Source organism: Micromonospora rifamycinica (genome assembly GCF_900090265.1).
Taxonomy (GTDB): domain Bacteria; phylum Actinomycetota; class Actinomycetes; order Mycobacteriales; family Micromonosporaceae; genus Micromonospora; species Micromonospora rifamycinica.
Window position 1 is genome coordinate 5,942,422 of record NZ_LT607752.1, and the last position, 21,808, is coordinate 5,964,229.

Here is a 21,808-nt window from a genome sequence, read left to right on the forward strand (position 1 = left end):
CCGTCGCGGTGTGGCTTCGCCCACCGTCGGGTCGGTGGACCGGCCACCGCGGGTGGGCGGTCCACCGACGGCATGGGATTCTGGGGTACGTGACCAGTCCCGCTGCGGTCCCGCGCCCGCTCACCATCGGCCCCCACCAGGTGTGGCCGCCGGTGGTGCTCGCGCCGATGGCCGGCATCACCAACGTCGGTTTCCGGCAGCTCTGCCGGGAGCAGGGCGGTGGCATCTACGTCTGCGAGATGATCACTACGATCGCGCTGGTCCAGCGGAACCCGAAGACCCTGCGCATGATCGCCTTCGGTGCCGACGAGCAGCCGCGCAGTCTCCAGCTCTACGGCACCGACCCGGAGGTCACCGCGGCGGCGGTGCGGATCGTGGTGGAGCGTGACCTGGCCGACCACATCGACCTGAACTTCGGCTGCCCGGTGCCGAAGGTGACCCGGCGGGGCGGCGGGTCGGCCCTGCCCTGGCGTCGCCGGCTCTTCGCCCGGCTGGTCCGGGCCGCGGTGGACGCCGCGTCACCCGCCGGGGTGCCGGTCACGGTCAAGATGCGCAAGGGCATCGACGACGACCACCTGACGTACGTCGAGGCGGGGCTGGCCGCCCAGGACGCCGGGGTCGCGGCGGTCGCCCTGCACGGGCGTACCGCCGCGCAGCGGTACTCCGGCACCGCCGACTGGGACGCCATCGCCACCCTCAAGCAGGCGCTCGACGTGCCGGTGCTCGGCAACGGCGACATCTGGGAGGCCGACGACGCGCTGCGGATGGTGGCCCACACCGGGGTGGACGGGGTGGTGGTGGGCCGGGGCTGCCTGGGGCGGCCGTGGCTCTTCGCCGACCTGGAGGCGGCGTTCGACGGCCGGCCGGAGCGCCGGCTGCCGACCCTCGGCGAGGTCGCGGTGACCATGCGGCGGCACGCCGAACTGCTGGTGGACCAGTTCACCGCCGGTTCACGCACCCCGGCCCGGGGCGAGCGGGACGGCTGCACCGACTTCCGCAAGCATGTCGCCTGGTATCTCAAGGGCTTCCCGGTGGGTAGCGGGCTGCGCCGGGAGCTCGCCATGATCGAGAGCCTGGCCCAGCTGGACGACCTGCTGGGCAAGCTCGACGCGGCCGAGCCCTTCCCGGTGGCCGCCCTCGGCCAGCCGCGCGGCCGGACGAACTCCCCCGGCAAGGTCTTCCTGCCCGAAGGCTGGCTGGCGAGCCGGGACGACGACACCGTCCCCGAGGGCGCCGAGCTGGACGACTCGGGCGGCTGAGACCACCGGCGGCGTCCCGGCCACCCTTCGGCGGCGCTGCCTGCCGGCCGTGCCGTCTCGTGACCGTGCTGCGCGGCGCCGCACGGCGAAGGGCCGGCCCCTCGGGGTCGGCCCTTCGCCCGTGCCGGGTGGGACGGGTCAGGAGGCGTAGCCGCGACTGGCGATCCAGTGGGCCAACTCGTCGACGTCGATCCGGTAGGCGGCGGTGTCCGGGTTGGCCGAGTCGGCGATCGTCACGACCCGCCCACCGTCGCGGTAACCGACGACGCTGATGTAGTGCCCGCCCTCGAAGGAGTGGGTGTTGCCGTCGGTGTCGGTGGCGGTGCCGGCGATGTTGGCGACCACGGCGCGGCCGTCGTCCACCGCCCGGACGATGTCGGCGCGCAGCTGCTCCACGCGCTTGCCGTCGACCTTGCCAGCCGGGATCTCGGTGCTCCGGTAGGCGTCCTTGCGGCCGGTCTCCTTGTTCAGGATCGGGGTGATGTCGTTGATGCTGTCCGTGCCGCTCTCGGTGGTGCCCATCTCCTTGGCCATGGCGTCCACGTCGATCTTCTTACCCTGGACGCTCAGCGCGTTACGGGCGGCGGCGGGGCCGCAGTAGTAGAAGTTCGGCTGGGCCGCGTAGTCGACCTTCAGCTCCCGCTCGTCGGCGGGCCGGCGGTCGGTCTGCACCACGGCGGCGGGCCGGTTGGTCTCGGCGGCGTGCGCGGCCAGCGCGGGGCCGGCGATGCCACCGGCGGTGACGGCCAGGCCGGCAGCGGTCAGCACGGTCTTACGCAGGATGTCGGTACGCATGGCGGGGGTGCTCCTCTGCATCTCGGGGGTCCACGCCCGGACACGTCCGCAGGGGGTGCGGGACGGGCATGGTCGCGCCGTGGGGCAGGTGAAGAGGTAGCTCGGACCGGCGGTTCGCGGGGTGCCGGCCGGGGATGTGTAACCGAGCCGGTGGCGCAGGCATTCCGCGCCCGCCCGGCCGGCTCGCTGGCGCAGCGCATCCGCGCTGGGCGCATCCGCGCTGGGCGCATCCGCGCTGGGCGCATCCGCGTCCGGGCCAGGCCGGCCGGGGGACGGGATCGCGCCGATGCCAGGTGTAACGACCCCGCCCGGCCGACGATTCCACCCTGCGGGTGACCCCCGTCACCCGGACCGTGGCCGATCCGCCAGCGCAGACCCCGCATCCGACGACACCGTCACCGACCCCCAATCCGGTCACTGAGCGTCATGGACCACACCCCCACCCCTGACCCGTCCCCATCCTTTGCTCTGCCGCCCTCGGCGCGACAGTCACGGCGGGTGTCTGGTGCGTATGTGGCGGCAGAGCAAAGGATGGGGACGGGGGTTGGTGGTGGTTGCTGGGGTTGGTGGGAACGGGCAGGTCAGGCCAATTCAAGGGGCGGAGGGGTTGGGTGGCCTGCTCGATGAGGTCGAGAATTGCTCACTCTGCGTAGTTGTGGGCGGTCTCCGTCTGGATGTGACGGAACGTGGTTCTGGGGCCATCGGGTCGGGGCCTGGGCCTGCCGGCGGATCGGAGAGGTACAGCAGCCGCCGGTCAGGAGGTGCGGGTGTCGTTGGCCCGTGGCACCGGCGCCGGCATCGGCTGCGGTGTCTCGGGGGCGGGTGTGTGAGCGGGTGAGGGCTGGTCGAGGGCGGGACTGCGGGGCGCGTCTGCGGCGGGGGGAAGGTGCCGGCTGGTTGCGGTGTGTGTGGGGCGGGAGGTGGGTGCGGTGCGGGGGAGGTGGCGGACGGGCGGTGCAGCCGGCCAGGGGATCTCCGGGGACGGGTGGAAGGCGATGCCGGCGGCGTGCCAGCGGGGGCCGTGGCCGGCGAGCCGGTCCCGGAAGCCGGCCCAGCTGCGGGTGGACGGGGTGGACCAGGCCACCTCGGCGAGGGCGGGCAGGCGGGGGAGGAGCAGGAACTCGATCTCGGCCATCGAGGTCACCGACTCGGTCCAGAGCGGGGCCTCCAGGCCGAGCACCGCCTCGGCGGGGACGCCGGCCAGGTGGGTCGCCGGATCCCAGTGGTACGCCCGGTGCACGTCGATCAGGCCCGCCCAGTCGTGTCCGAGCGGGGTGTCCGGGGTGTACTTCATGTCCAGGTACGCGTGGTTGCCGGGGGAGAGGATCAGCCGCGCGCCCCGCCGTACCGCCTCGGCCACGGTGGGGTCGTCGCCGTCGGTGCCCCACCACTGGAGCACCCGGCCGTCGACCTGCCCGGCGGGGGCGATCTGGTGCCAGCCGACCACGGTCCGGCCGAGCCCGGCGACGATCCGCTGCACCCGCTCCACGAAGCCGGTGTAGGCCACCCCCTTGACCTTGTACGCCTCGTCGCCGCCGATGTGCAGCCACGGCCCGGGGGTCGCCGCGGCCAGCTCGCCGAGCACGTCGGCGACGAAGGCGTACGTCCGCTCGTCGGCGGGGTCGACATGGCTGAAGCCGACCTCGGTGCCGGTGTACGGCGGCGGCGCGACCTTGTCCGGCGCGAGTTCGGGGTACGCGACCAGCGCCGCATTGGTGTGGCCGGGCAGGTCGACCTCGGGGACGACGGTGATGTGCCGGCGGGCGGCGTACTCGACGATGCGCCGGTAGTCGGCGGCCGTGTACCAGCCGCCGGGGCCACCGCCCACCTCGGTGCGCCCGCCGACGGCGGTCAGCCGGGGCCAGGAGTCGACGGCGATCCGCCAGCCCTGGTCGTCGGTGAGGTGCAGGTGCAGGTGGTTGAGCTTGTACCGGGCCAGGTGGTCGAGCACCCGGCACACGTCGTCGACCCCGAAGAAGTGCCGGGCCACGTCGAGCATCGCGCCCCGGTAGGGGAAGCGGGGTCGGTCGACGATCGTCCCGCCGGGTACCACCCAGCGTTCGGCCACCGGCGTCCGGCTCTCCACCGCCGTGGGCAGCAGTTGCCGCAGTGTCTGTACGCCGTGGAAGAGGCCGGTCGCGGTGTCGGCGGTGATCCGTACCCCGTCGGGGTCGACGTCGAGCCGGTATCCCTCCTCGTCGCCGGCCGCCGCCCCCGTCGGGCGGGGCGCTGCGGCAGCGCCCAGGGTGAGCTGTAGCGGACCCGGGGCGGTCGGCAGGTCGGCGACCGGGAGCGGGTAGCCGGTGGCCGGGCGGAGCAGCTCCGCGAGGTGCTCCGCGACCTCCCTGGCGGCCGGGTCGGCGCTCACCCGTACCGCCGCGTCGGCGGGGAGGACGAGGTCGGCGGCCGGCCGCGGGCGCACCGACACGGGCGCGGGCACCACGTCACCCAACCCGACGGTCGGCCGGGCGAGCAGCCGACCGGCGGCCTCCGCCGCGCTACGGGCCAGCGCGGTCGCGGACGGCGTCACCGTGGGCGACCCCTGCGGCGTGGCCGTCGCCGCCCCTGCCGGCGTCACGGTGGGCGACCCCTGCGGCGTGACCGGGGCCGGTGCGGCCAGCGGTGCGGCCGGGGGTGGGCCGGCGTCGGCCCGCCGCGGCTGCTCGGGGACGGGGGCGACGCCGGTACGTGGGGTGCGCGACACGGGGCGGCTCCGGGGGTGTATTCGCGAGGGATATGGCAAAGGTCAGGTTTGGCGAAACCGGTGACGTCAAGGGTACGAGGAGAAACCGGAATTGCGTGATCGTGCTCGTGGAAGCGTTCCCAGAAACCCGCGCGAACGCGGATAGTCGTGACGGCTGTGCCTATTGTCACCGAACGGTCCCGGGCCGCCCGATGTTCGCTTAACCTTCGCCCACCGATCGCTGACCAGGCCCGATGGCCGCAGGTTGGCCCCGGGGTAGGTCAGAACTGAACCTTCGTTAAGTGTCAATTCCGGCGCGCGTGGGAGGCTTCTGGTGACAGTGCAGGAGAAGGCTGGCGACAAGTACGTCTACGACTTCGCCGAGGGCAACAAGGAACTCAAGGACCTGCTCGGCGGCAAGGGGGCCAACCTCGCCGAGATGACCAACCTCGGCCTGCCGGTGCCGCCCGGCTTCACCATCACCACCGAGGCCTGCCAGGCGTACCTGGCGACCGGACGGGAGCCGGACGGGCTGGCCGGGCAGATCGAGACCCACCTGGAGGCGCTGGAACGTGGGATGGGCCGGCGGCTCGGCGACCCGCAGGACCCGCTGCTCGTCTCGGTACGCTCCGGCGCCAGGTTCTCCATGCCCGGCATGATGGAGACCGTCCTCAACGTCGGCCTCAACGACCGCAGCGTCGAGGGGCTCGCCCGGCAGGCGAGCAGCGCCGACCCGGACTCCTCCGGCAGCGCCGACCGGTTCGCCTGGGACTCCTACCGCCGGCTGATCCAGATGTTCGGCAAGACCGTCTGCGAGGTGCCGGGCGAGCAGTTCGAGCACGCCCTCGACGAGGCCAAGCGCGCCAAGGGCGCCCACGACGACCTCGACCTCGACGCCGACGACCTGCGCGGACTGGTGGAGACGTACAAGAAGATCTTCGCCGAGCACACCGGGCGGGAGTTCCCGCAGGAGCCGCGGGAACAGCTCGACCTGGCCATCCGGGCGGTCTTCGCGTCGTGGAACGCCGAGCGGGCGATCCTCTACCGCCGCCAGGAACGCATCCCCGCCGACCTGGGCACCGCCGTCAACGTGGTGGCGATGGTCTTCGGCAACCTCGGCCCCGACTCCGGCACCGGGGTCGCCTTCACCCGCGACCCGGGCAGCGGCGCGCAGGGCATCTACGGCGACTACCTGGCCAACGCCCAGGGGGAGGACGTCGTCGCCGGCATCCGCAACACCGTGCCGTTGCAGGAGCTGGAACGGCTCGACCCGAAGTCCTACCGCGAACTGCTCGACATCATGGCCCGGCTGGAGGGTCACTACCGGGACCTCTGCGACATCGAGTTCACCATCGAGCGGGGCAAGCTGTGGATGCTCCAGACCCGGGTGGGCAAGCGCACCGCCGCCGCCGCGTTCGTCATCGCCGGCCAGCTCGTCGACGAAGGCCTGATCGACCTGGACGAGGCGCTGCACCGGGTCAACGGGGCGCAGCTCGCCCAGCTCATGTTCCCCCGCTTCCAGCTCGACCACGAGTTCGAGGCGGTCGCCCGGGGCATCGGGGCCTCCCCGGGGGCCGCGTCCGGCGCGGTGGTCTTCACCTCGGCCCGCGCGGTCGAGCTGGCCGCCGAGGGGAAGTCGGTGATCCTGGTCCGCCGGGAGACCAACCCCGACGACCTCAACGGCATGATCGCCGCCCAGGGCATCCTCACCTCGCGCGGCGGCAAGACCAGCCACGCCGCCGTGGTGGCCCGGGGGATGGGCAAGACCTGCGTCTCCGGGGCCGACGGGCTCGAGGTCGACGTGCCGGCCAGGCGGTTCACCGTCGGCGGGCACACCGTCGTCGAGGGCGACGTCGTCTCCATCGACGGCACCACCGGCAGGGTCTACCTGGGCGAGGTGCCGGTCACGCCGTCCGAGGTGGTGCAGTACTTCGAGGGCAGCCTCGACCCGGAGCGGACCGACGACGCGCTCGTCCGGGCCGTACACCGGATCATGACGCATGCCGACACGCGACGGCGGCTGGCCGTGCGGACGAACGCCGACACCGGGGCCGACGCGGCGCGTGCCCGGCGCTTCGGCGCCGAGGGCATCGGCCTGTGCCGCACCGAGCACATGTTCCTCGGTGACCGGCGGGAACTGGTCGAGCGGCTGATCCTCGCCGCCACCGACGCCGACCGCACCGCCGCCCTCGCCGCTCTGCTGCCCCTGCAGCGCCGGGACTTCGTGGAGATCTTCCGCGAGATGGCCGGGCTGCCGGTCACCGTCCGGCTGATCGACCCGCCGCTGCACGAGTTCCTGCCCCCGCTGGAGCAGCTCGCGGTCAACGTCGCGGTCGCCCAGGAACGCGGCGAGGACGTCGCCAAGGAGGAGGCGCTGCTCGCCGCCGTCCGGCGTATGCACGAGGAGAACCCGATGCTCGGCCTGCGCGGCGTGCGCCTCGGCCTGGTCATCCCCGGCCTGTTCGCGATGCAGGTCCGGGCCATCGCCGAGGCGGCCGTCGCGGTCACCCGCGACGGCGGCACCGCCTGCCCGGAGATCATGGTCCCGCTGGTCGGCGCGGTCCAGGAGCTGGAGACGGTACGCGCCGAAGCCGAGAAGATCATCGCCGAGGTGGTCGGGGACAGCGGGGTCGAGGTGCTGATCGGCACGATGATCGAGGTGCCCCGGGCGGCGCTGACCGCCGGCCAGATCGCCGAGGCGGCGCAGTTCTTCTCCTTCGGCACCAACGACCTCACCCAGATGGGCTGGGGCTTCTCCCGCGACGACGTCGAGGGCGCGTTCTTCTGGCGCTACCTGGAACTGGGCATCTTCGGCATCTCCCCGTTCGAGTCGATCGACCGTGACGGCGTGGGCCGGCTGATCCGGATCGCCGCCGAGGAGGGCCGGGCCGCCCGCCCCGGGCTGAAACTCGGCGTCTGCGGCGAACACGGCGGCGACCCCGACTCGGTGCACTTCTTCCACGAGGTGGGGCTGGACTACGTCTCCTGCTCGCCGTTCCGGGTGCCGGTCGCCCGGCTGGAGGCCGGCCGGGCCGCCATCGAGACCGCCGGCTCCGACAGCCGCTGACCGCCCGCGACGCCCACCGGCCGCTTGTCGGTGGGCGTCGCGCGTCCGGCGTCTGGCTGTCCGGTGCCCTGTGCCCGGTGTCTGGTGCCCGGTGTCCGGCGCGGCTGGGCGTCCGCGTCCCGATGCCCGGGCTGTCCGGGCGCGTCGCGGCGTAACCTGGGTGCCCACGACCACGGGGTACGACCGGGAAGGGTGGCCGGATGGTGGAGTTTCCCGCCGCACCAGCCGCCGGGCAGGCGTCCGACGCCCAGGGGTTCGACGCGCAGGCGTTCGACGCGCAGCGGTGGGCCGAGGAGCCGCCGAAGGACACCGGCCACGGCCGGTCGCCGTACGAGCGAGACCGGGCCCGGGTGCTGCACTCGGCGGCCTTCCGCCGGCTCGCCGCGAAGACCCAGGTGCACGTGGCCGGGACCGACGACTTTCTGCGTACCCGGCTGACCCACTCGCTGGAGGTGGCCCAGATCGCCCGGGAGATGGGTGCCCGGCTCGGCTGCGACCCCGACCTGGTGGACACCGCCGGGCTGGCCCACGACCTCGGGCACCCGCCGTTCGGGCACAACGGGGAGGACACCCTCGACGGGCTCGCCGCGTCCTGCGGCGGCTTCGAGGGCAACGCGCAGACGCTGCGGGTGCTCACCCGGCTGGAGGCCAAGGTGCTCGCCCCGGACGGCCGCCCCGCCGGGCTGAACCTCACCCGGGCCGCGCTCGACGCGGTCAGCAAGTACCCCTGGCCCCGCCGCCCCGGGCTGCGCAAGTTCGGCGTGTACGGCGACGACCGCCCGGTCTTCGACTGGCTGCGCGCCGGCAGCCCCGCCACCCCGTCCGGCGTCGGTGTGCCCGGTGCCGGGGTGGCCGCCGGCGGGGACAGGGCCGGCGTGGACCCGTTCGACGGTGCCCGTCGCTGCCTGGAGGCGCAGGTCATGGACTGGGCCGATGACGTGGCGTACTCGGTGCACGACGTCGAGGACGGCATCCACGGCGGCTACGTCTCGCTGCGTCCCCTCCTGCACGACCCCGACGAGCGCGCCGCGCTCTGCGCCGACGTGGCCGCCGTCTACTCGGGGGAGTCCCCGGACGACCTCGGCGAGGTGCTGGTCGAGCTGCTCGCCGATCCGGCGCTCACCCCGCTGGCCGGGTACGACGGCAGTCACCGGGCGCAGGTCGCCCTGAAGGCCACGACCAGCGTCCTCACCGGCCGGTTCGTGGCGACCGTCGTCGGGGCCACCCGGGAGCGCTTCGGCCCCGGCCCCCACCACCGGTACGCCGCCGACCTGGTGGTGCCGCGCCGGATCAGGGCACAGTGCGCGCTGCTCAAGGGCATCGCCTGGCGGTACGTCATGTGCCGCCCCGACGCCCGCGCCCGCTACCTGCGACAACGCGAGGTGATCACCGAACTGGTCACCGCGCTCACCGACCGCGCCCCGGACGCCCTCGACCCGGTCTTCGCCCCGCTGTGGCGGCAGGCCGCAGACGACGGTGCCCGCCTGCGCGTGGTCATCGACCAGGTCGCCTCCCTCACCGACCCCGCCGCCCTGACCTGGCACACCCGCCTCACCTGAACACCCTCCACCCGCCCCACCCCACCCGCCCCCGCCTGCTCGCCTCGTCCCGCCTGCTCGCCTCGGTCCACCCGCCCCGCCTGCTCGTCCCGCCCGCCCCTCGCCCCGGCCCGGTGATCAAGAGATTTGCGTCAGGTGATCAAGAGGTCTGCGTCAAAGTTGATCACTAACGTGACGCAAACCTCTTGATCACGGGGGCCTGGCGGGGTGGGTGCGGCGGGGCGGGGGGAGAGGGGGAGGGAGGGAGGGGTGGGGGGAGGGAGGGGTGGGGGGAGGGAGGGGTGGGGGAGTTAGGGTAGCCTTAGTTTTATGGCGGAGCGCTCCAAGATGGTTACTGCGGCACGGGTGGTGCGGACCGGACGGCCCACCCCGCACCTGGTCCGGCTCGTTCTCGGTGGGGAGGAGTTGGCCGGGCTGCCGGTGGGGGATTTCACCGACCACTACGTCAAGCTGGTCTTCCCGCCCGAGGGGGTGGAGCTGCCGAGGCCGTTGGACCTGACGGCGGTCAAGCGGGAGCTGCCCCGGGAGCAGTGGCCCAGGCTGCGGGCGTACACGGTGCGGGCCTGGGATGCGGCGGCCGGCGAGCTGACCATCGACGTGGTGCACCACGGGGACGAGGGGTTGGCCGGGCCGTGGGCGGCGCGGCTGCGTCCCGGCGACGAGGTGCTGTTCGTCGGCCCGGGTGGGGCGTACGCGCCGGACCCGACGGCCGACTGGCACCTGCTGGTGGGCGACGAGAGCGCCCTGCCGGCGATCGGTGCCGCGCTGGAACGGCTGCCCGAGGGCGCCCCGGCGGTCGTCCTGGTCGAGGTCGCCGACCCGGCCGACGAGCAGGTGTTGCCCAGCCCCGGCGCGGTGGCGTTGACCTGGCTGCACCGGGCCGGTCGGCCGGTCGGCGAGGCCCTGGTCGCGGCCGTCCGGGAGCTGGAGTTCCCGCCCGGTCGGGTGCACGCGTTCGTGCACGGCGAGGCCACCTTCGTCAAGGAGCTGCGCCGGCTGCTGCGGGTCGAGCGGGGGGTGCCCCGGGAGGCGCTGTCGATCTCCGGCTACTGGCGACAGGGCATGGACGACGAGGGTTGGCGCTCCACCAAGCCGGACTGGAACCGGCAGGTCGAGGCCGAGGAGGCCGCCGCCGTCGGCTGAGCATCATCCACGGATCCGGAGATTGGGCGGAATCACCTGCTGCCGGGGTCATCGGCCGGGACGATACGACCATGGCTGAACGGGTGCGGGACGTCGGTACGCGAGCGGGCGGCAGACCCGACCCGGTGGTGCTCGCCCTGGGCGTCGGCGGGGTGCTGGCGGTCGTGCTCTGGGGGGTGTCCGCGCGCGGTTCGCTGGCCAGCTTCGGCGAGGCCGGGTTGGCCTGGGTGATCGGCACCTTCGGCTGGTTCTTCGTCGTCGCGGCGGATGCCTTCCTGGTGCTCGCGTTGGTCATCGCGGCCTCCCGGTACGGCCGGATCCGGCTGGGCGCCGACGAGGACCAGCCGGAGTTCAACACGGTGGCCTGGATCGCCATGATGTTCAGCGCGGGGATGGGCATCGGGCTGGTCTTCTTCGCGGTGGCCGAGCCGATCCAGCACTACGCCACGCCGCCGCCGGCCACCGGGGTCGCGGCACAGACCCCGGCTGCCGGGGCGGCGGCCATGCAGTACACGCTGTTCCACTGGACGCTGCACCCGTGGGGGATCTACGCCGTCACCGCGCTCGCGCTGGCGTACTCGACGTTCCGCCGGGGGCGGGACAACCGGATCTCGGCTGCGTTCCGTCCGCTGCTCGGCGCGCGGGCCGACGGGGTGCCCGGGAAGGCCGTCGACCTGCTCGCCGTCTTCGCCACGGTCTTCGGTTCGGCCACCAGCCTCGGGCTCGGCGCGCTCCAGGTGGCCGCCGGTCTGGACCTGGTGGCCGGGGTGCCGGACACCCGGGCGGTGGAGCTGATCGTGATCGGCGCGCTCACCCTGGCCTTCGTGGCCTCGGCCTTCTCCGGCCTGCACCGGGGGGTCAAGTGGCTGTCCACCACCAACGTCCTGCTGGCCGTACTGCTGATGATCTTCGTGTTCGTGGTGGGGCCGACGATCTACACGCTGGAGGTGCTGCCCGCGTCGATCGGCGACTACCTCAGCAGCCTGGTGTTCATGTCCACCCGTACCGGCGCGTTCTCCGACCCGGCGTGGCTCGGGTCCTGGACGATCTTCTACTGGGCCTGGTGGATCTCCTGGGCACCGTTCGTCGGCACCTTCATCGCGCGGATCTCGCGCGGGCGGACCGTGCGCCAGTTCCTGGTCGGGGTCCTGCTGGTGCCCAGCGGGGCGAGCGCGATCTGGTTCGCGATCATGGGCGGCAGCGCCCTGCGTACCCAGGCCAGCGGCACCCGCGATCTGGTGGCCGACGTCGGGGCGGGCAGCGAGCAGGCGCTGTTCGGGCTGCTGGACGCGCTACCGCTGGGGACCGTCACCAGCGTGCTGGCCATGGTGCTCATCGCGCTCTACTTCGTGACCAGCGCCGACTCGGCGTCGCTGGTGCTGGGGTCGCTCAGCTCGGGCGGCGCACTGCGCCCGCACCGCGTACTCGTGGTGCTCTGGGGGGTCCTGATCGGCGCGGTCGCCGCCGCGCTGCTGCTCGCCGGCGGCCTGGCCGCCCTGCAACAGGCGACCATCATGGTGGCGCTGCCGTTCGTGGTGGTGATGCTCGGGCTCGCCGTGGCGCTGCTGCGAGACATGGCCCGGGATCCGGCGGTCGACCTGCACCCGGACCGGGGCCGTCGGTCCGGCCTGGCCGCCGCGGTACGGGCCGCCCGGTCGTACGACGAGGAGAACCCGCCGCCGGTCACCCACTGGCTGCACCGGCGTCCCCGCTGAGTCGGGCGTTCGCCACCCGCCCGACGGATCGTCGGTCCGGCAGGGCAGGATGTAGCCCGAGGAGGTGGCGTCGGTGGCTGGCCGGATCCGGGACGAGGACATCGCGTTGGTCCGCGAGCGCACCTCCATCGCCGAGGTCATCTCGGACACGGTGACCCTCAAGTCGGCCGGCGGCGGAAACCTCAAGGGCCTCTGCCCGTTCCACGACGAGAAGAGCCCGTCGTTCAACGTCTCGCCGGCCCGTAACGTCTTCTACTGCTTCGGCTGCGGGGTCGGCGGCGACGCGATCAAGTTCCTGATGGACGCCGAGCATCTCAGCTTCATCGAGTCCGTCGAGCGGCTCGCCGACCGGGCCGGCATCCAGCTCCGTTACGTCGAGGGTGACCAGGCCGCCCCCCGGTCCCGCCCGCAGCAGGGGCAGAAGCAGCGGCTGGTGGCGGCGCACGCCGCCGCCGTGGAGTTCTACCAGTCGCAGCTCAGCACGGCCGGCGCCCGTCCGGCCCGGGAGTTCCTGGCCCGTCGCGGCTTCGACCGGGCCGCCGCGCAGCGGTACGGCTGCGGCTTCGCCCCGGACGCCTGGGACCTGCTCACCAAGCACCTGCGTCAGCAGGGGTTCACCCACGACGAGCTGGTCACCGGCGGGCTGTCCCGCCCGTCCCGCTCGGGCACCCTGATCGACCGGTTCCGTCGCCGGCTGATGTGGCCGATCCGGGACATCGCCGGTGACGTGATCGGGTTCGGGGCGCGGAAACTCTTCGACGACGACGACGGCCCGAAGTACCTCAACACCCCCGAGACGCCGATCTACAAGAAGTCGCACGTCCTCTACGGCATCGACCAGGCCAAGCGGGAGATCGCCAAGCAGGGCCGGGTGGTCGTCGTCGAGGGGTACACCGACGTGATGGCCTGTCACCTGGCCGGGGTGCCCACCGCTGTGGCGACCTGCGGCACCGCCTTCGGCGCCGACCACATCGGCGTACTGCGCCGGCTGCTGCTCGACACCGACGCGGTGGCCGGTGAGGTCATCTTCACCTTCGACGGGGACGCCGCCGGCCAGAAGGCCGCGCTCCGCGCCTTCGAGGACGACCAGCGCTTCGTCGGGCGTACCTTCATCGCGGTCAGCCCGGACAACATGGACCCGTGCGACCTGCGGTTGGCAAAGGGCGACCTGGCGATCCGCGACCTGGTGGCCCGCCGGGAGCCGCTCGTCGACTTCGCCCTCCGACACGTGATCAACCGCTACGACCTGGACACGGTGGACGGCCGGGTGGAGGCGATGCGCCGGGCCGCCCCGCTGGTCGCCAAGATCAAAGACCGGGAGAAGCGCCCCGAGTACGTCCGCAAGCTCGCCGGTGACCTCGGTATGGAGATCGAGCCGGTGCAGCGGGCCGTGCTGGCCGCCGCCCATGCCCCGGGCGAGCGGGAGACGGCCGACCCGCCCCGGGGCCGGACCCGTCCGGCCGCGCCGGCCGTGGACAGTCCGGAGTCGATGGTCGAGCGGGAGGCGCTGAAGCTCGCCCTCCAGGAGCCGGTCCTCGCCGGGCCGATGTTCGACGCGGTCGAGGCCGCCGAGTACCGGCACCCGGTGCACGCGGCGGTCCGTACCGCGATCACGGCGGCCGGCGGGGTGGCGGCGGCCGGCGGCGGCGCGGTGTGGATCGAGGCGGTCCGGGACGCCTGCGCGGACCTCGCCGCCCAGGCGCTGGTCAGCGAGCTGGCCGTGGAGCCACTGCGGATCGACGGCGAACCCGACCCGAGGTACGTCTCCAGCACCCTCGCCCAGTTGCAGTGGGGCTCGGTGACCGCCCGGATCCGGGACCTCAAGTCCAAGATCCAGCGGATCAACCCGGTCAACCAGAAGGACGAGTACTTCGCCCTCTTCGGGGAACTGCTCTCGCTGGAACAGCACGCGCGGGCACTGCGCGAGCAGGCCGCAGGAGGACTCTGATGGGACTGTTCGGCCGCAAACCCAAGCTGCCATCCACCGCCCGTCCCGCGCTGGCCGCCGGTGAACGGGTGCTCGCCTGGGCCGCCGTCACCGGAAACAGCGTAAGCACCACCGCCCCGGCCACCCCGGGTGCCGATGCCACCGCCCCGGCCACCACCGGTTCCGGTGTCGGCGTATCGGCCGCCCCGGGTGACGGTGCCGCCGCCTCGGCCGTCACGGGTGACGGTGCCGCCGCCTCGGCCGTCACGGGTGCCGGTGCCGCCGCCCCGGCCGTCACGGGTGCCGGTGCCGCCGCCCCGGCGAACACCGGTGCCGCCGCCTCGGCCGCCGAAGGTGCCGCTGCGCCGGTCACCACCGGTTCCGGTGCCGGGGTGCTGGTGGCCACCAACCTCGGGCTCTGGCTGCCCGGCCGGGAGGACCGGCTGGGCTGGCACGACATCCTCAAGGCCGTCTGGTCCGGGCGTGAGCTGACCGTCACGGTGGCGGAGACGGTCGCCGAGCGGGACGGCTACCAGGTGGTCGCCGACCGGCCCGCCGGGACGTACCTGCTGCTCGATCCGGGGGACCTGCCGCACCAGGTACGTGCCAGGGTGACCCGCTCGGTGGCGTACACCCAGCAGCACCCGGTGCCCGGCGGCTCGGGCCGGATCGCGGCCCGGAGGGTGGCCGGGGTGGACGGTCTGACCTGGACGGTCCGCTACGACCCCGGCACCCCGATCGACGCCGACGAGGTACGCGACGAGACCGATCAGCTCGTCGCCGCCGCCCGCGCCGCCACCGCTCCCGCCGACCTCTGACAGCCCCAGCCCGCCCGACGCGCCACCGGACGCTGGGTGGTGCACACCCGCCCCCGGGCCTGCCCGAGCCACCCCGCCGCATGGCTGGTGGTGCCGTGCCGGCCTGACCCGCGTCGACTGAACGGCAGGTGGTGCCGCCGAACCGCCGGCCGAGCGGTCACCGGCCGACCGGCGGGTGTCGGTCACCAGCATGCCGTCGACCCCTCGGGTCAGAGTAGATCTTGGAGGGAAATGGCCCCTCTGGGGGCGAGAATCTTCCAAGATCTATCCGCGCCGGGCTTGTCATCGGGTTCGTGCCCACGTCACGATGCGTTCGGTGAGGCCCTGCGGTGTTTCCCCGTCGTGCAGGGTGGCGAAATCGCTCATCGCCTCGCAGAGCAGGGTGCCGAGGTAGACCAGCAGGGCGGTCCGGTCCTCGCGGTACTCCCCGAGCAGCGCCAGCCGGGCGGCGGAGCACGGCCAGGCGGCCCCGCACACCCGGCAACGCCAGGAAGGGCGGGCGGCCACGTGCGGACGGTAACGGGGCATCACCGCAGCCCCGATCCGTCGTGCCCCGATCCGTCGTGGCCCCATTCGTCGTGCCCCGATCGGTGGTGCCGCGAGAGTCCGGTACACGGCCATAGTGGCAGTCGCATGGTCGAGCCTCCGTCCACGATGGAGAGGAGCGCCCGCCGATGTGGTCACCGGCGGACGCTCCCGGCCTGGTTCCGCCCGCCGTCCGATCCCGGGAGCGGTTCCGCTGGGTGACAGTCTGTCGATGCTGCGGCTACGGTGAGGGTTCCGGCCCGTCGACGACGGGGGCGTGAGCCGGTCGGTTTCAGCAGGTACGAGGATGTATGGAGGCTGTCCGTTGGAGCGCTCGTCGATGCTGGACCACTTCGCGGAGGAGTTACGGCTCGTACGGGCCACCCACGGCATGACCCAGGCGGCGCTGGCCGAGGCGCTGAGCTATTCGGGCGCGCTGGTCGCCAAGGTGGAAACCTGCGAGCGTCGGCCGAGCCTGGACTTCGCCCGCCGGTGCGACACGGTGTTCACCACCGACGGCCGGTTCGAGCGCATCCAGAAACGGATCAGCCGGGAAACCGTGGTGCCGTGGGCGCGGGACTGGACGGCGGTGGAGTCGGAGGCGGTGGCCTTCCGCTGGTTCGAGCCGCTCTATGTGCCCGGTCTGCTCCAGACCGAAGAATACGCCCGTGCCATTCTGACCGGTGCCGGGCTCTTCGGGGTCGACGAAATCGAACAGCAGGTGGCCACGCGCATCGAACGTCAGGTCGTGCTTACCCGGGACCGGCCGCCACTGCTCACTGCCGTCATCGACGAGTATGTGTTGCGCCGCCGGGTTGGTCAGCCGGAGGTGATGTGTGCGCAGTTGCAGCACCTGGTGAAGCTCGGCACCACTCTGCCGCGAGTCCGAATCCAGGTGGTGCCCCTGTCCGCCGGTGCCTATCCCGGTCTTGACGGCCCCTTGGTGATTGCCACCGCGCCCACCGGCGAGGACGTCGTCTACCTGGAGGGGCAGCGCCACGGTCAGGTGGTCGACCGCACCGACTACCTGCGGGAGGTGGTCGAGGTATGGGAGTCGATCCGTGGTGAGACACTTTCGCAGCAGCAGTCCATCGAGTTGATAGCGGAGGTTGCGGAAACATGGATCTGAGCGACGCTCGGTGGCGCAAGAGCACCCGTAGCAACGGCGGCGGCGGTGCCTGTGTCGAGGTGGCGGACAACCTGTCCGGCGTGGTGGCCGTGCGTGATTCCAAGGACCCGGACGGGCCGGTGCTGGCCTTCGGCCCCGCGACATGGCAGCAATTCGTGTCAAGCGTGGCGAGGCGCTATCGCAACAGCAGTTCCTCGAACTGATGTCGGAGGTGGCGGAGACGTGGATCTGAGCGGCGCTCGATGGCGATAGAGCACCTGTAGCAACGGTGGCGGCGGTGCCTGCCTCGAGGTGGCCGGCAATCTGCCCGGTGTGGTGGCGGTGCGGGATTCCAAGGACCGGTGTGGGTCGGTGCTGACTTTCGAGTCATCAGCCTGGCGTGCGTTCGTGGCGCGGGTGGGTGGCCGGTCCTGACGGTGGAGATTCGTGGCGTTGCGTTCCCGGGCAGGGCCGCCACTCCGGATTTCCCTCGGGCCGCCGTTTTTTGGGGAGAGTTGTTGTCGCTCCAGCGACAACAACTCTCCCCAAGCCTGCGGAAGCCCCCGGACCTTGGATCTTCACGGATCATGAACCTGGTCGGGACGGCTGATCAAGGGGCGCTCGGGATCAGCCGAATTCCATCCATGTTCTCGGATCTTGTGGCCGAGGCCCGGCGTTCGTGGCCTCGACCTGCCTCGGACCGGTCGTCGTCTGCCGGCGAGGTGACGGGTCTGTGCTGCCGGTTTAGTCGGCGGGGTCGGTGGGGCATGTCGGAGGGCGACATCCGCAGATCCCCGAGGAGGGGCGATGGCCTCCGACGAGACCCACGCCGACCGCGACGACGCGGCCACCGTGGCCGCTGCCCGGCGTGCCCGGGACCGGTCGGGTGACCGACCGGCCGGTGACCGCCCGTCGGGCGAGCGCGTGTCCGGCGAGTCCGTGTCCGGTGACCGGCCGCGAGGTGACCGGCGGGACGCGGACGTCCGTACCCGGCCGGTCGGTCCCGACGACGGCCCGGACAGCCCCGCCGACCTGCACCGAGCGGACTGGAAGGCGGCGCTCAAGCGCACCGGTCGGGAGTTCCAGGAGGACAGCCTGACCGACTGGGCCGCCGCCCTGACCTACTACGGGGTGTTGTCGATCTTCCCCGGGATGCTGGTGCTGATCTCGATCCTCGGCCTGCTCGGCGAGCGGGCCACCAGCGGGGTGCGGGACACGGTCGGCCAGGTGGTGCCGGAGGAGAACATCCGCACCATCATCGAGACCGCGATCGACCAGGCCGGTCAGTCCGGTGGACTGGCCAGCATCGCCGCGATCGTCGGTCTGGTCGCCGCCTTCTGGTCGGCCTCCGGCTACGTGGGCGCGTTCATGCGTGCCTCGAACAGCATCTACGACGTGCCGGAGGGGCGGCCGGTGTGGAAGACGCTGCCGATCCGGCTCGGGGTGACCGCCCTGGTCGGGGTGCTGCTGCTCGCGGCTGCGGTGATCGTGGTCTTCACCGGCGGGCTGGCCGAGCAGGCGGGCAGCGCCATCGGGCTCGGCTCCACGGCGGTGACGGTGTGGAACATCGTCAAGTGGCCGGTGCTGCTGGTGCTGGTCAGCCTGATGTTCGCCATCCTCTACTGGGCCTCGCCGAACGCCCGGCACGGTGGTTTCCGCTGGGTCAGCCCGGGTGGCGTGCTCGCGGTGCTGCTCTGGCTGCTCGTCTCCGGCCTCTTCGCGGCGTACGTGAGCAACTTCGGGTCGTACAACAAGACCTACGGCGCGCTCGCGGGCGTGATCATCTTCTTGATCTGGCTCTGGCTGAGCAACATCGCCATCCTGCTCGGTGCCGAGTTCGACGCCGAGCTGGAGCGGGGCCGAGCCATCGCCGCCGGTCACGACCCCGACGAGGAGCCGTACGTGGAGCTGCGGGACGACCGTAAGCTGCGCAAGAAGCGCAACGCCGCCCCCGGCCGCTGACGCCTCCCGACGTCGACCCGCCCGGCTGCGACGCCCATAGCCGCCGGCACCCCCTGACCGCCGACATGCCCGGCCGTCGGCACGCCCGGCCGCTGACTCCGCAGACCTCTTCCGCCCCGCCGCGCTCCCTGCGGCGGGGCGGAAGTTTGCCGCGACACGGCCTGCTCTGGTAGGGGTTTCGCCCCCGTCGCCGGCCCGGTGTGTGAGGGTCACCACCGGGGCGGTAGCAGGTCGTTGCGGGTGTTTCTCGTTCTGTCAACCTTTTCTTGATCCACTATTAGCTTTTGTTCGTTCGGACAAAAGTTGCCATCGGAACGACTGAAGGTATGGACACGTGCCTCGGAAGTCTCTTACTGTGTCGACCACAACACAACGGCGTGACGTGAATGTGAACCCTGAGGCGGAGGTGAGTCCCGTGCGGACGGCAGATCCCCTGCACGTGCAGCTCTTGCGGCTGCTCCGTGACGAGGGGCCCGCGTCCCGGGCCGAGTTGGGCGATCGGTTGCAGATGCCCCGCCCCCGGCTCCTCGCCGAGCTGGAACGCCTGGTCGGGCTCGGCCTGGTGGCCGAGGCCGGACTGGCCGCCTCCCGTGGCGGACGCCGGTCCACCCTCGTCGAGTTGAACCCCGACCTCCGGTTCGCCGCCGTCGACATGGGCGCCAGCTCGATCGACGTCGAGGTGGTCAACGGGCGGCTGGAGCCGGTCGCCGCGTACGCCGAGGCCGCCGACATCCGCTCCGGCCCGAAAGTCATCCTGCACCGGGTCAACGAGCTGCTGCACAAGGCCCGGGTGGACGGGGCGTACGAGCGGCTCAACGGGGTGGGCGTCGGCGTACCCGGGCCGGTGAGCTTCCGCGACGGGCTGCCGGTGTCGCCGCCGATCATGCCCGGGTGGGACCGCTACCCGGTGCGCGAACTGCTCAGCCGGGAGCACGGCTGCCCGGCGGTGGTCGACAACGACGTCAACATCATGGCGATCGGTGAGCGGCACGGGGGGGTGGCGCACTCGGTCGACGACTTCCTCTTCGTCAAGATCGGCACCGGAATAGGGTGCGGGATCTACCTCAGCGGCGACGTCTACCGGGGCACCGACGGCTGCGCCGGGGACATCGGGCACATCCAGGCCGACGCCGGGGGGCCGACCTGCTCCTGCGGCAACGCCGGGTGCCTGGAGGCCGTGTTCAGCGGTGCGGCCCTGGCCCGGGAGGCCGGCGTCGCCGCCCGTACCGGCAGCTCGCCGGCGCTGGCCGAGCGGCTCGCCGAGCGGGGCGCGGTGTCCGCCCGCGACGTGGCCGAGGCGGCGATCGAGGGCGACGTGGTCTGCATCCAGCTCATCCGCGACGGGGGTCGCCGGGTCGGGCAGGTGCTGGCCGGGCTGGTCAGCTTCACCAACCCGTCGATGATCGTCATCGGCGGCGGGCTGGCCCACCTCGGGCACATCCTGCTCGCCGAGATCCGCAGTGTGGTCTACCGCCGGTCCCTGCCGCTGGCCACCGGCAACCTACCGGTCGTCCTGTCCGAGCTGGGACCGCGCGCCGGTGTCGCCGGTGCGGCCGTCCTCGCCAGCGACGTCGCCTTCGGGGAGGCATCATGAGCAAGCAACCGACCTCCCCCACCGGGGACAAGGCCGCCGCCGGGGACAAAGCCGCCGCCGGGGACAAGGCCCCGCTGGTCGAGGCACCCGCCGATACCGTCGCCGGTGAGGTGGTGCTGCGGCTGACCGACGTGGTCAAGACCTTCCCCGGGGTGCGCGCCCTGGACGGCGTGCAGCTCGAGGTGCGCGCCGGTGAGGTGCACTGCCTGCTCGGGCAGAACGGCGCCGGCAAGTCCACCCTGATCAAGGTGCTCGCCGGGGTGCACCGGCCGGACTCCGGGCAGGTGGAGTGGCGCGGCGAGCCGGCGCACTTCACCAACCCGCAGGCCGCCATGCGTGCCGGCATCGCCACCATCTACCAGGAACTCGACCTGGTGGACGACCTGTCGGTGGCCGAGAACGCCTTTCTCGGCCACGAGCCGAAGGTCGCCGGGTTCGTCCGGCGGGGGCTGATGGCCCGGCGTACCCGGGAGATCCTGAGCCGGCTCGGCCACGGTGAGATCCCGCCCGGCCGGATGGTCCGCGCGCTGCCGGCCGCCGGCAAGCAGGTGGTCAGCATGGCCCGCGCGCTCTCCCACGAGGCCCGGCTGATCATCATGGACGAGCCGAGCGCGGTGCTGGCCCACGACGAGGTGGACAACCTCTTCCGGATCATCCGGGAACTCACCGCCCAGGGCATCGCGGTCATCTACATCTCGCACCGGATGGAGGAGATCCGCGAGATCGGCGACCGGGTCACCGTACTCAAGGATGGCCGGACCACCGCGGCGAACCTGCCGGCCCGGGACACCCCGACCCGCGACCTGGTCGCCCGGATGACCGGCCGGAACATCGAGTACGTCTTCCCGGACCGCCCGACCGCGCCGACCGCCGGCGACGAGCTGCTGCGGGTCGAGGGGCTGAGCCGGGCCGGTGAGTTCGCCGACGTGTCGCTCAGCGTCCGCCCGGGTGAGATCGTCGGCATCGCCGGTCTGGTCGGCTCCGGCCGCTCGGAACTGCTGGAGACGATCTACGGGGCCCGCCGCGCCGAGTCCGGCACCGTCCGGATGGCCGGCAGGGCACTGCGTCCGGGCAGCGTCGGCGCGGCCGTCCGGGCCGGCATGGGGATGGCGCCGGAGGAGCGCAAGAGCCAGGCGCTGCTGCTCGGCGAGCCGATCCACCGCAACGTCACCCTGGCCACCTTCACCCGGTACGCCCGCCTCGGCTTCACCAACGCCGGGCGGGAGCGCAAGGAGGCGGAGCGGATCGCCGACGACCTCCAGCTGCGGCCCAACGACGTGCGCCGGGCGGTACGCACCCTGTCCGGCGGCAACCAGCAGAAGGTGGTGGTCGGGCGCTGGCTGCTCGGCGACACCCGGCTGCTGCTGCTCGACGAGCCGACCCGGGGGGTGGACGTGGGCGCCCGTGCCGAGCTGTACCGGGTGATCCGCGGGCTGGCCGCCAAGGGGGTCGGCGTGCTGCTGGTCTCCAGCGAGGTGCCCGAGGTGCTCGGTCTGGCCGACCGGGTGCTGGTGATGCGCGAGGGCCGGATGGTGCGCGAGGCGCCCGCCGGCGAACTGGACGAGAACACCGTGCTCGACCTCGTGATGGCGGGGTCTCTGATGGAAGGCGCGCCGGCATGAGCGAGCGCAGTGAGCATAACGAGGTGACCGC

At 72.6% G+C, this 21,808-nt stretch carries 14 protein-coding genes and 2 pseudogenes; 13 read left to right on the top strand and 3 right to left on the bottom strand.

From position 1 onward, the window contains the following. Positions 1–167 precede the first annotated feature (167 nt). Entirely contained in the window at positions 168–1,259 is a 1,092-nt protein-coding gene (gene dusB / locus GA0070623_RS25205; protein ID WP_231932866.1) for a tRNA dihydrouridine synthase DusB, read from the top strand. Positions 1,260–1,397: 138 nt separating this feature from the next. Here dusB and GA0070623_RS25210 read toward each other — a convergent pair whose 3' ends face one another. Together GA0070623_RS25210 and GA0070623_RS25215 are read right to left on the bottom strand one after the other, a co-directional pair. Next, positions 1,398–2,054 carry a C39 family peptidase gene (locus GA0070623_RS25210; RefSeq protein WP_067307881.1) on the bottom strand — a complete coding sequence of 219 codons (657 nt, stop codon included), beginning with the start codon at positions 2,052–2,054 and terminating at the stop codon, positions 1,398–1,400. Positions 2,055–2,955: 901 nt separating this feature from the next. Next, a pseudogene (locus GA0070623_RS25215) lies at positions 2,956–4,758 on the bottom strand (beta-N-acetylhexosaminidase); the annotation flags it as partial. A 313-nt stretch (positions 4,759–5,071) separates the two neighbouring features. Here GA0070623_RS25215 and ppdK point away from each other — a divergent pair. The 6 genes and pseudogenes from ppdK to GA0070623_RS25245 form a co-directional block, all read left to right on the top strand. Then, positions 5,072–7,804 (top strand): pyruvate, phosphate dikinase, encoded by a 2,733-nt coding sequence (ppdK, locus tag GA0070623_RS25220; RefSeq protein WP_067315230.1) that lies wholly within the window; start codon positions 5,072–5,074, stop codon positions 7,802–7,804. A gap of 200 nt (positions 7,805–8,004) precedes the next feature. Beyond that, positions 8,005–9,363, top strand: coding sequence for a deoxyguanosinetriphosphate triphosphohydrolase family protein (locus GA0070623_RS25225; RefSeq protein ID WP_084261630.1), 1,359 nt, complete (start codon positions 8,005–8,007; stop codon positions 9,361–9,363). A 309-nt stretch (positions 9,364–9,672) separates the two neighbouring features. Beyond that, positions 9,673–10,506, top strand: a complete 834-nt coding sequence (locus GA0070623_RS25230; RefSeq protein WP_067312944.1) for a siderophore-interacting protein — start codon at positions 9,673–9,675, stop codon at positions 10,504–10,506. Between the two features lie 71 nt (positions 10,507–10,577). Continuing rightward, complete coding sequence (locus GA0070623_RS25235; RefSeq protein WP_067312942.1) at positions 10,578–12,221, top strand: BCCT family transporter; 1,644 nt, start codon at positions 10,578–10,580, stop codon at positions 12,219–12,221. A 64-nt stretch (positions 12,222–12,285) separates the two neighbouring features. Further along, positions 12,286–14,169 carry a DNA primase gene (dnaG, locus tag GA0070623_RS25240; RefSeq protein ID WP_172898464.1) on the top strand — a complete coding sequence of 628 codons (1,884 nt, stop codon included), beginning with the start codon at positions 12,286–12,288 and terminating at the stop codon, positions 14,167–14,169. Between the two features lie 335 nt (positions 14,170–14,504). Further along, positions 14,505–14,966, top strand: a pseudogene (locus GA0070623_RS25245) (hypothetical protein); the annotation flags it as partial. 282 nt (positions 14,967–15,248) lie between these two features. On the opposite strand, the gene GA0070623_RS25250 reads toward GA0070623_RS25245, so the two are convergent. Further along, complete coding sequence (locus GA0070623_RS25250) at positions 15,249–15,473, bottom strand: flavin reductase (RefSeq protein ID WP_231932543.1); 225 nt, start codon at positions 15,471–15,473, stop codon at positions 15,249–15,251. Positions 15,474–15,831: 358 nt separating this feature from the next. Between GA0070623_RS25250 and GA0070623_RS25255 the strand changes: the two genes are divergently transcribed. The 6 genes from GA0070623_RS25255 (at position 15,832) to GA0070623_RS25280 (ending at position 21,777) form a co-directional block, all read left to right on the top strand. Beyond that, the gene (locus GA0070623_RS25255) at positions 15,832–16,620 is read left to right on the top strand and encodes a helix-turn-helix domain-containing protein (RefSeq protein WP_067312941.1); all 789 of its coding nucleotides are present in this window, start codon (positions 15,832–15,834) and stop codon (positions 16,618–16,620) included. Continuing rightward, the gene (locus tag GA0070623_RS25260) at positions 16,611–16,823 is read left to right on the top strand and encodes a DUF397 domain-containing protein (protein WP_084261499.1); all 213 of its coding nucleotides are present in this window, start codon (positions 16,611–16,613) and stop codon (positions 16,821–16,823) included. Before GA0070623_RS25255 ends, GA0070623_RS25260 begins: the two co-directional genes overlap by 10 nt. A gap of 109 nt (positions 16,824–16,932) precedes the next feature. Beyond that, a complete protein-coding gene (locus tag GA0070623_RS31725) occupies positions 16,933–17,034 on the top strand; it encodes a DUF397 domain-containing protein (protein ID WP_407938011.1) in 102 nt (33 codons plus the stop codon). A 372-nt stretch (positions 17,035–17,406) separates the two neighbouring features. Continuing rightward, the gene (locus GA0070623_RS25270; RefSeq protein ID WP_231932544.1) at positions 17,407–18,561 is read left to right on the top strand and encodes a YihY/virulence factor BrkB family protein; all 1,155 of its coding nucleotides are present in this window, start codon (positions 17,407–17,409) and stop codon (positions 18,559–18,561) included. A gap of 415 nt (positions 18,562–18,976) precedes the next feature. Next, the gene (locus tag GA0070623_RS25275; RefSeq protein ID WP_067312949.1) at positions 18,977–20,155 is read left to right on the top strand and encodes an ROK family transcriptional regulator; all 1,179 of its coding nucleotides are present in this window, start codon (positions 18,977–18,979) and stop codon (positions 20,153–20,155) included. After that, positions 20,152–21,777 carry a sugar ABC transporter ATP-binding protein gene (locus tag GA0070623_RS25280; RefSeq protein ID WP_407937951.1) on the top strand — a complete coding sequence of 542 codons (1,626 nt, stop codon included), beginning with the start codon at positions 20,152–20,154 and terminating at the stop codon, positions 21,775–21,777. Before GA0070623_RS25275 ends, GA0070623_RS25280 begins: the two co-directional genes overlap by 4 nt. The last annotated feature ends 31 nt before the right edge of the window (positions 21,778–21,808 follow it).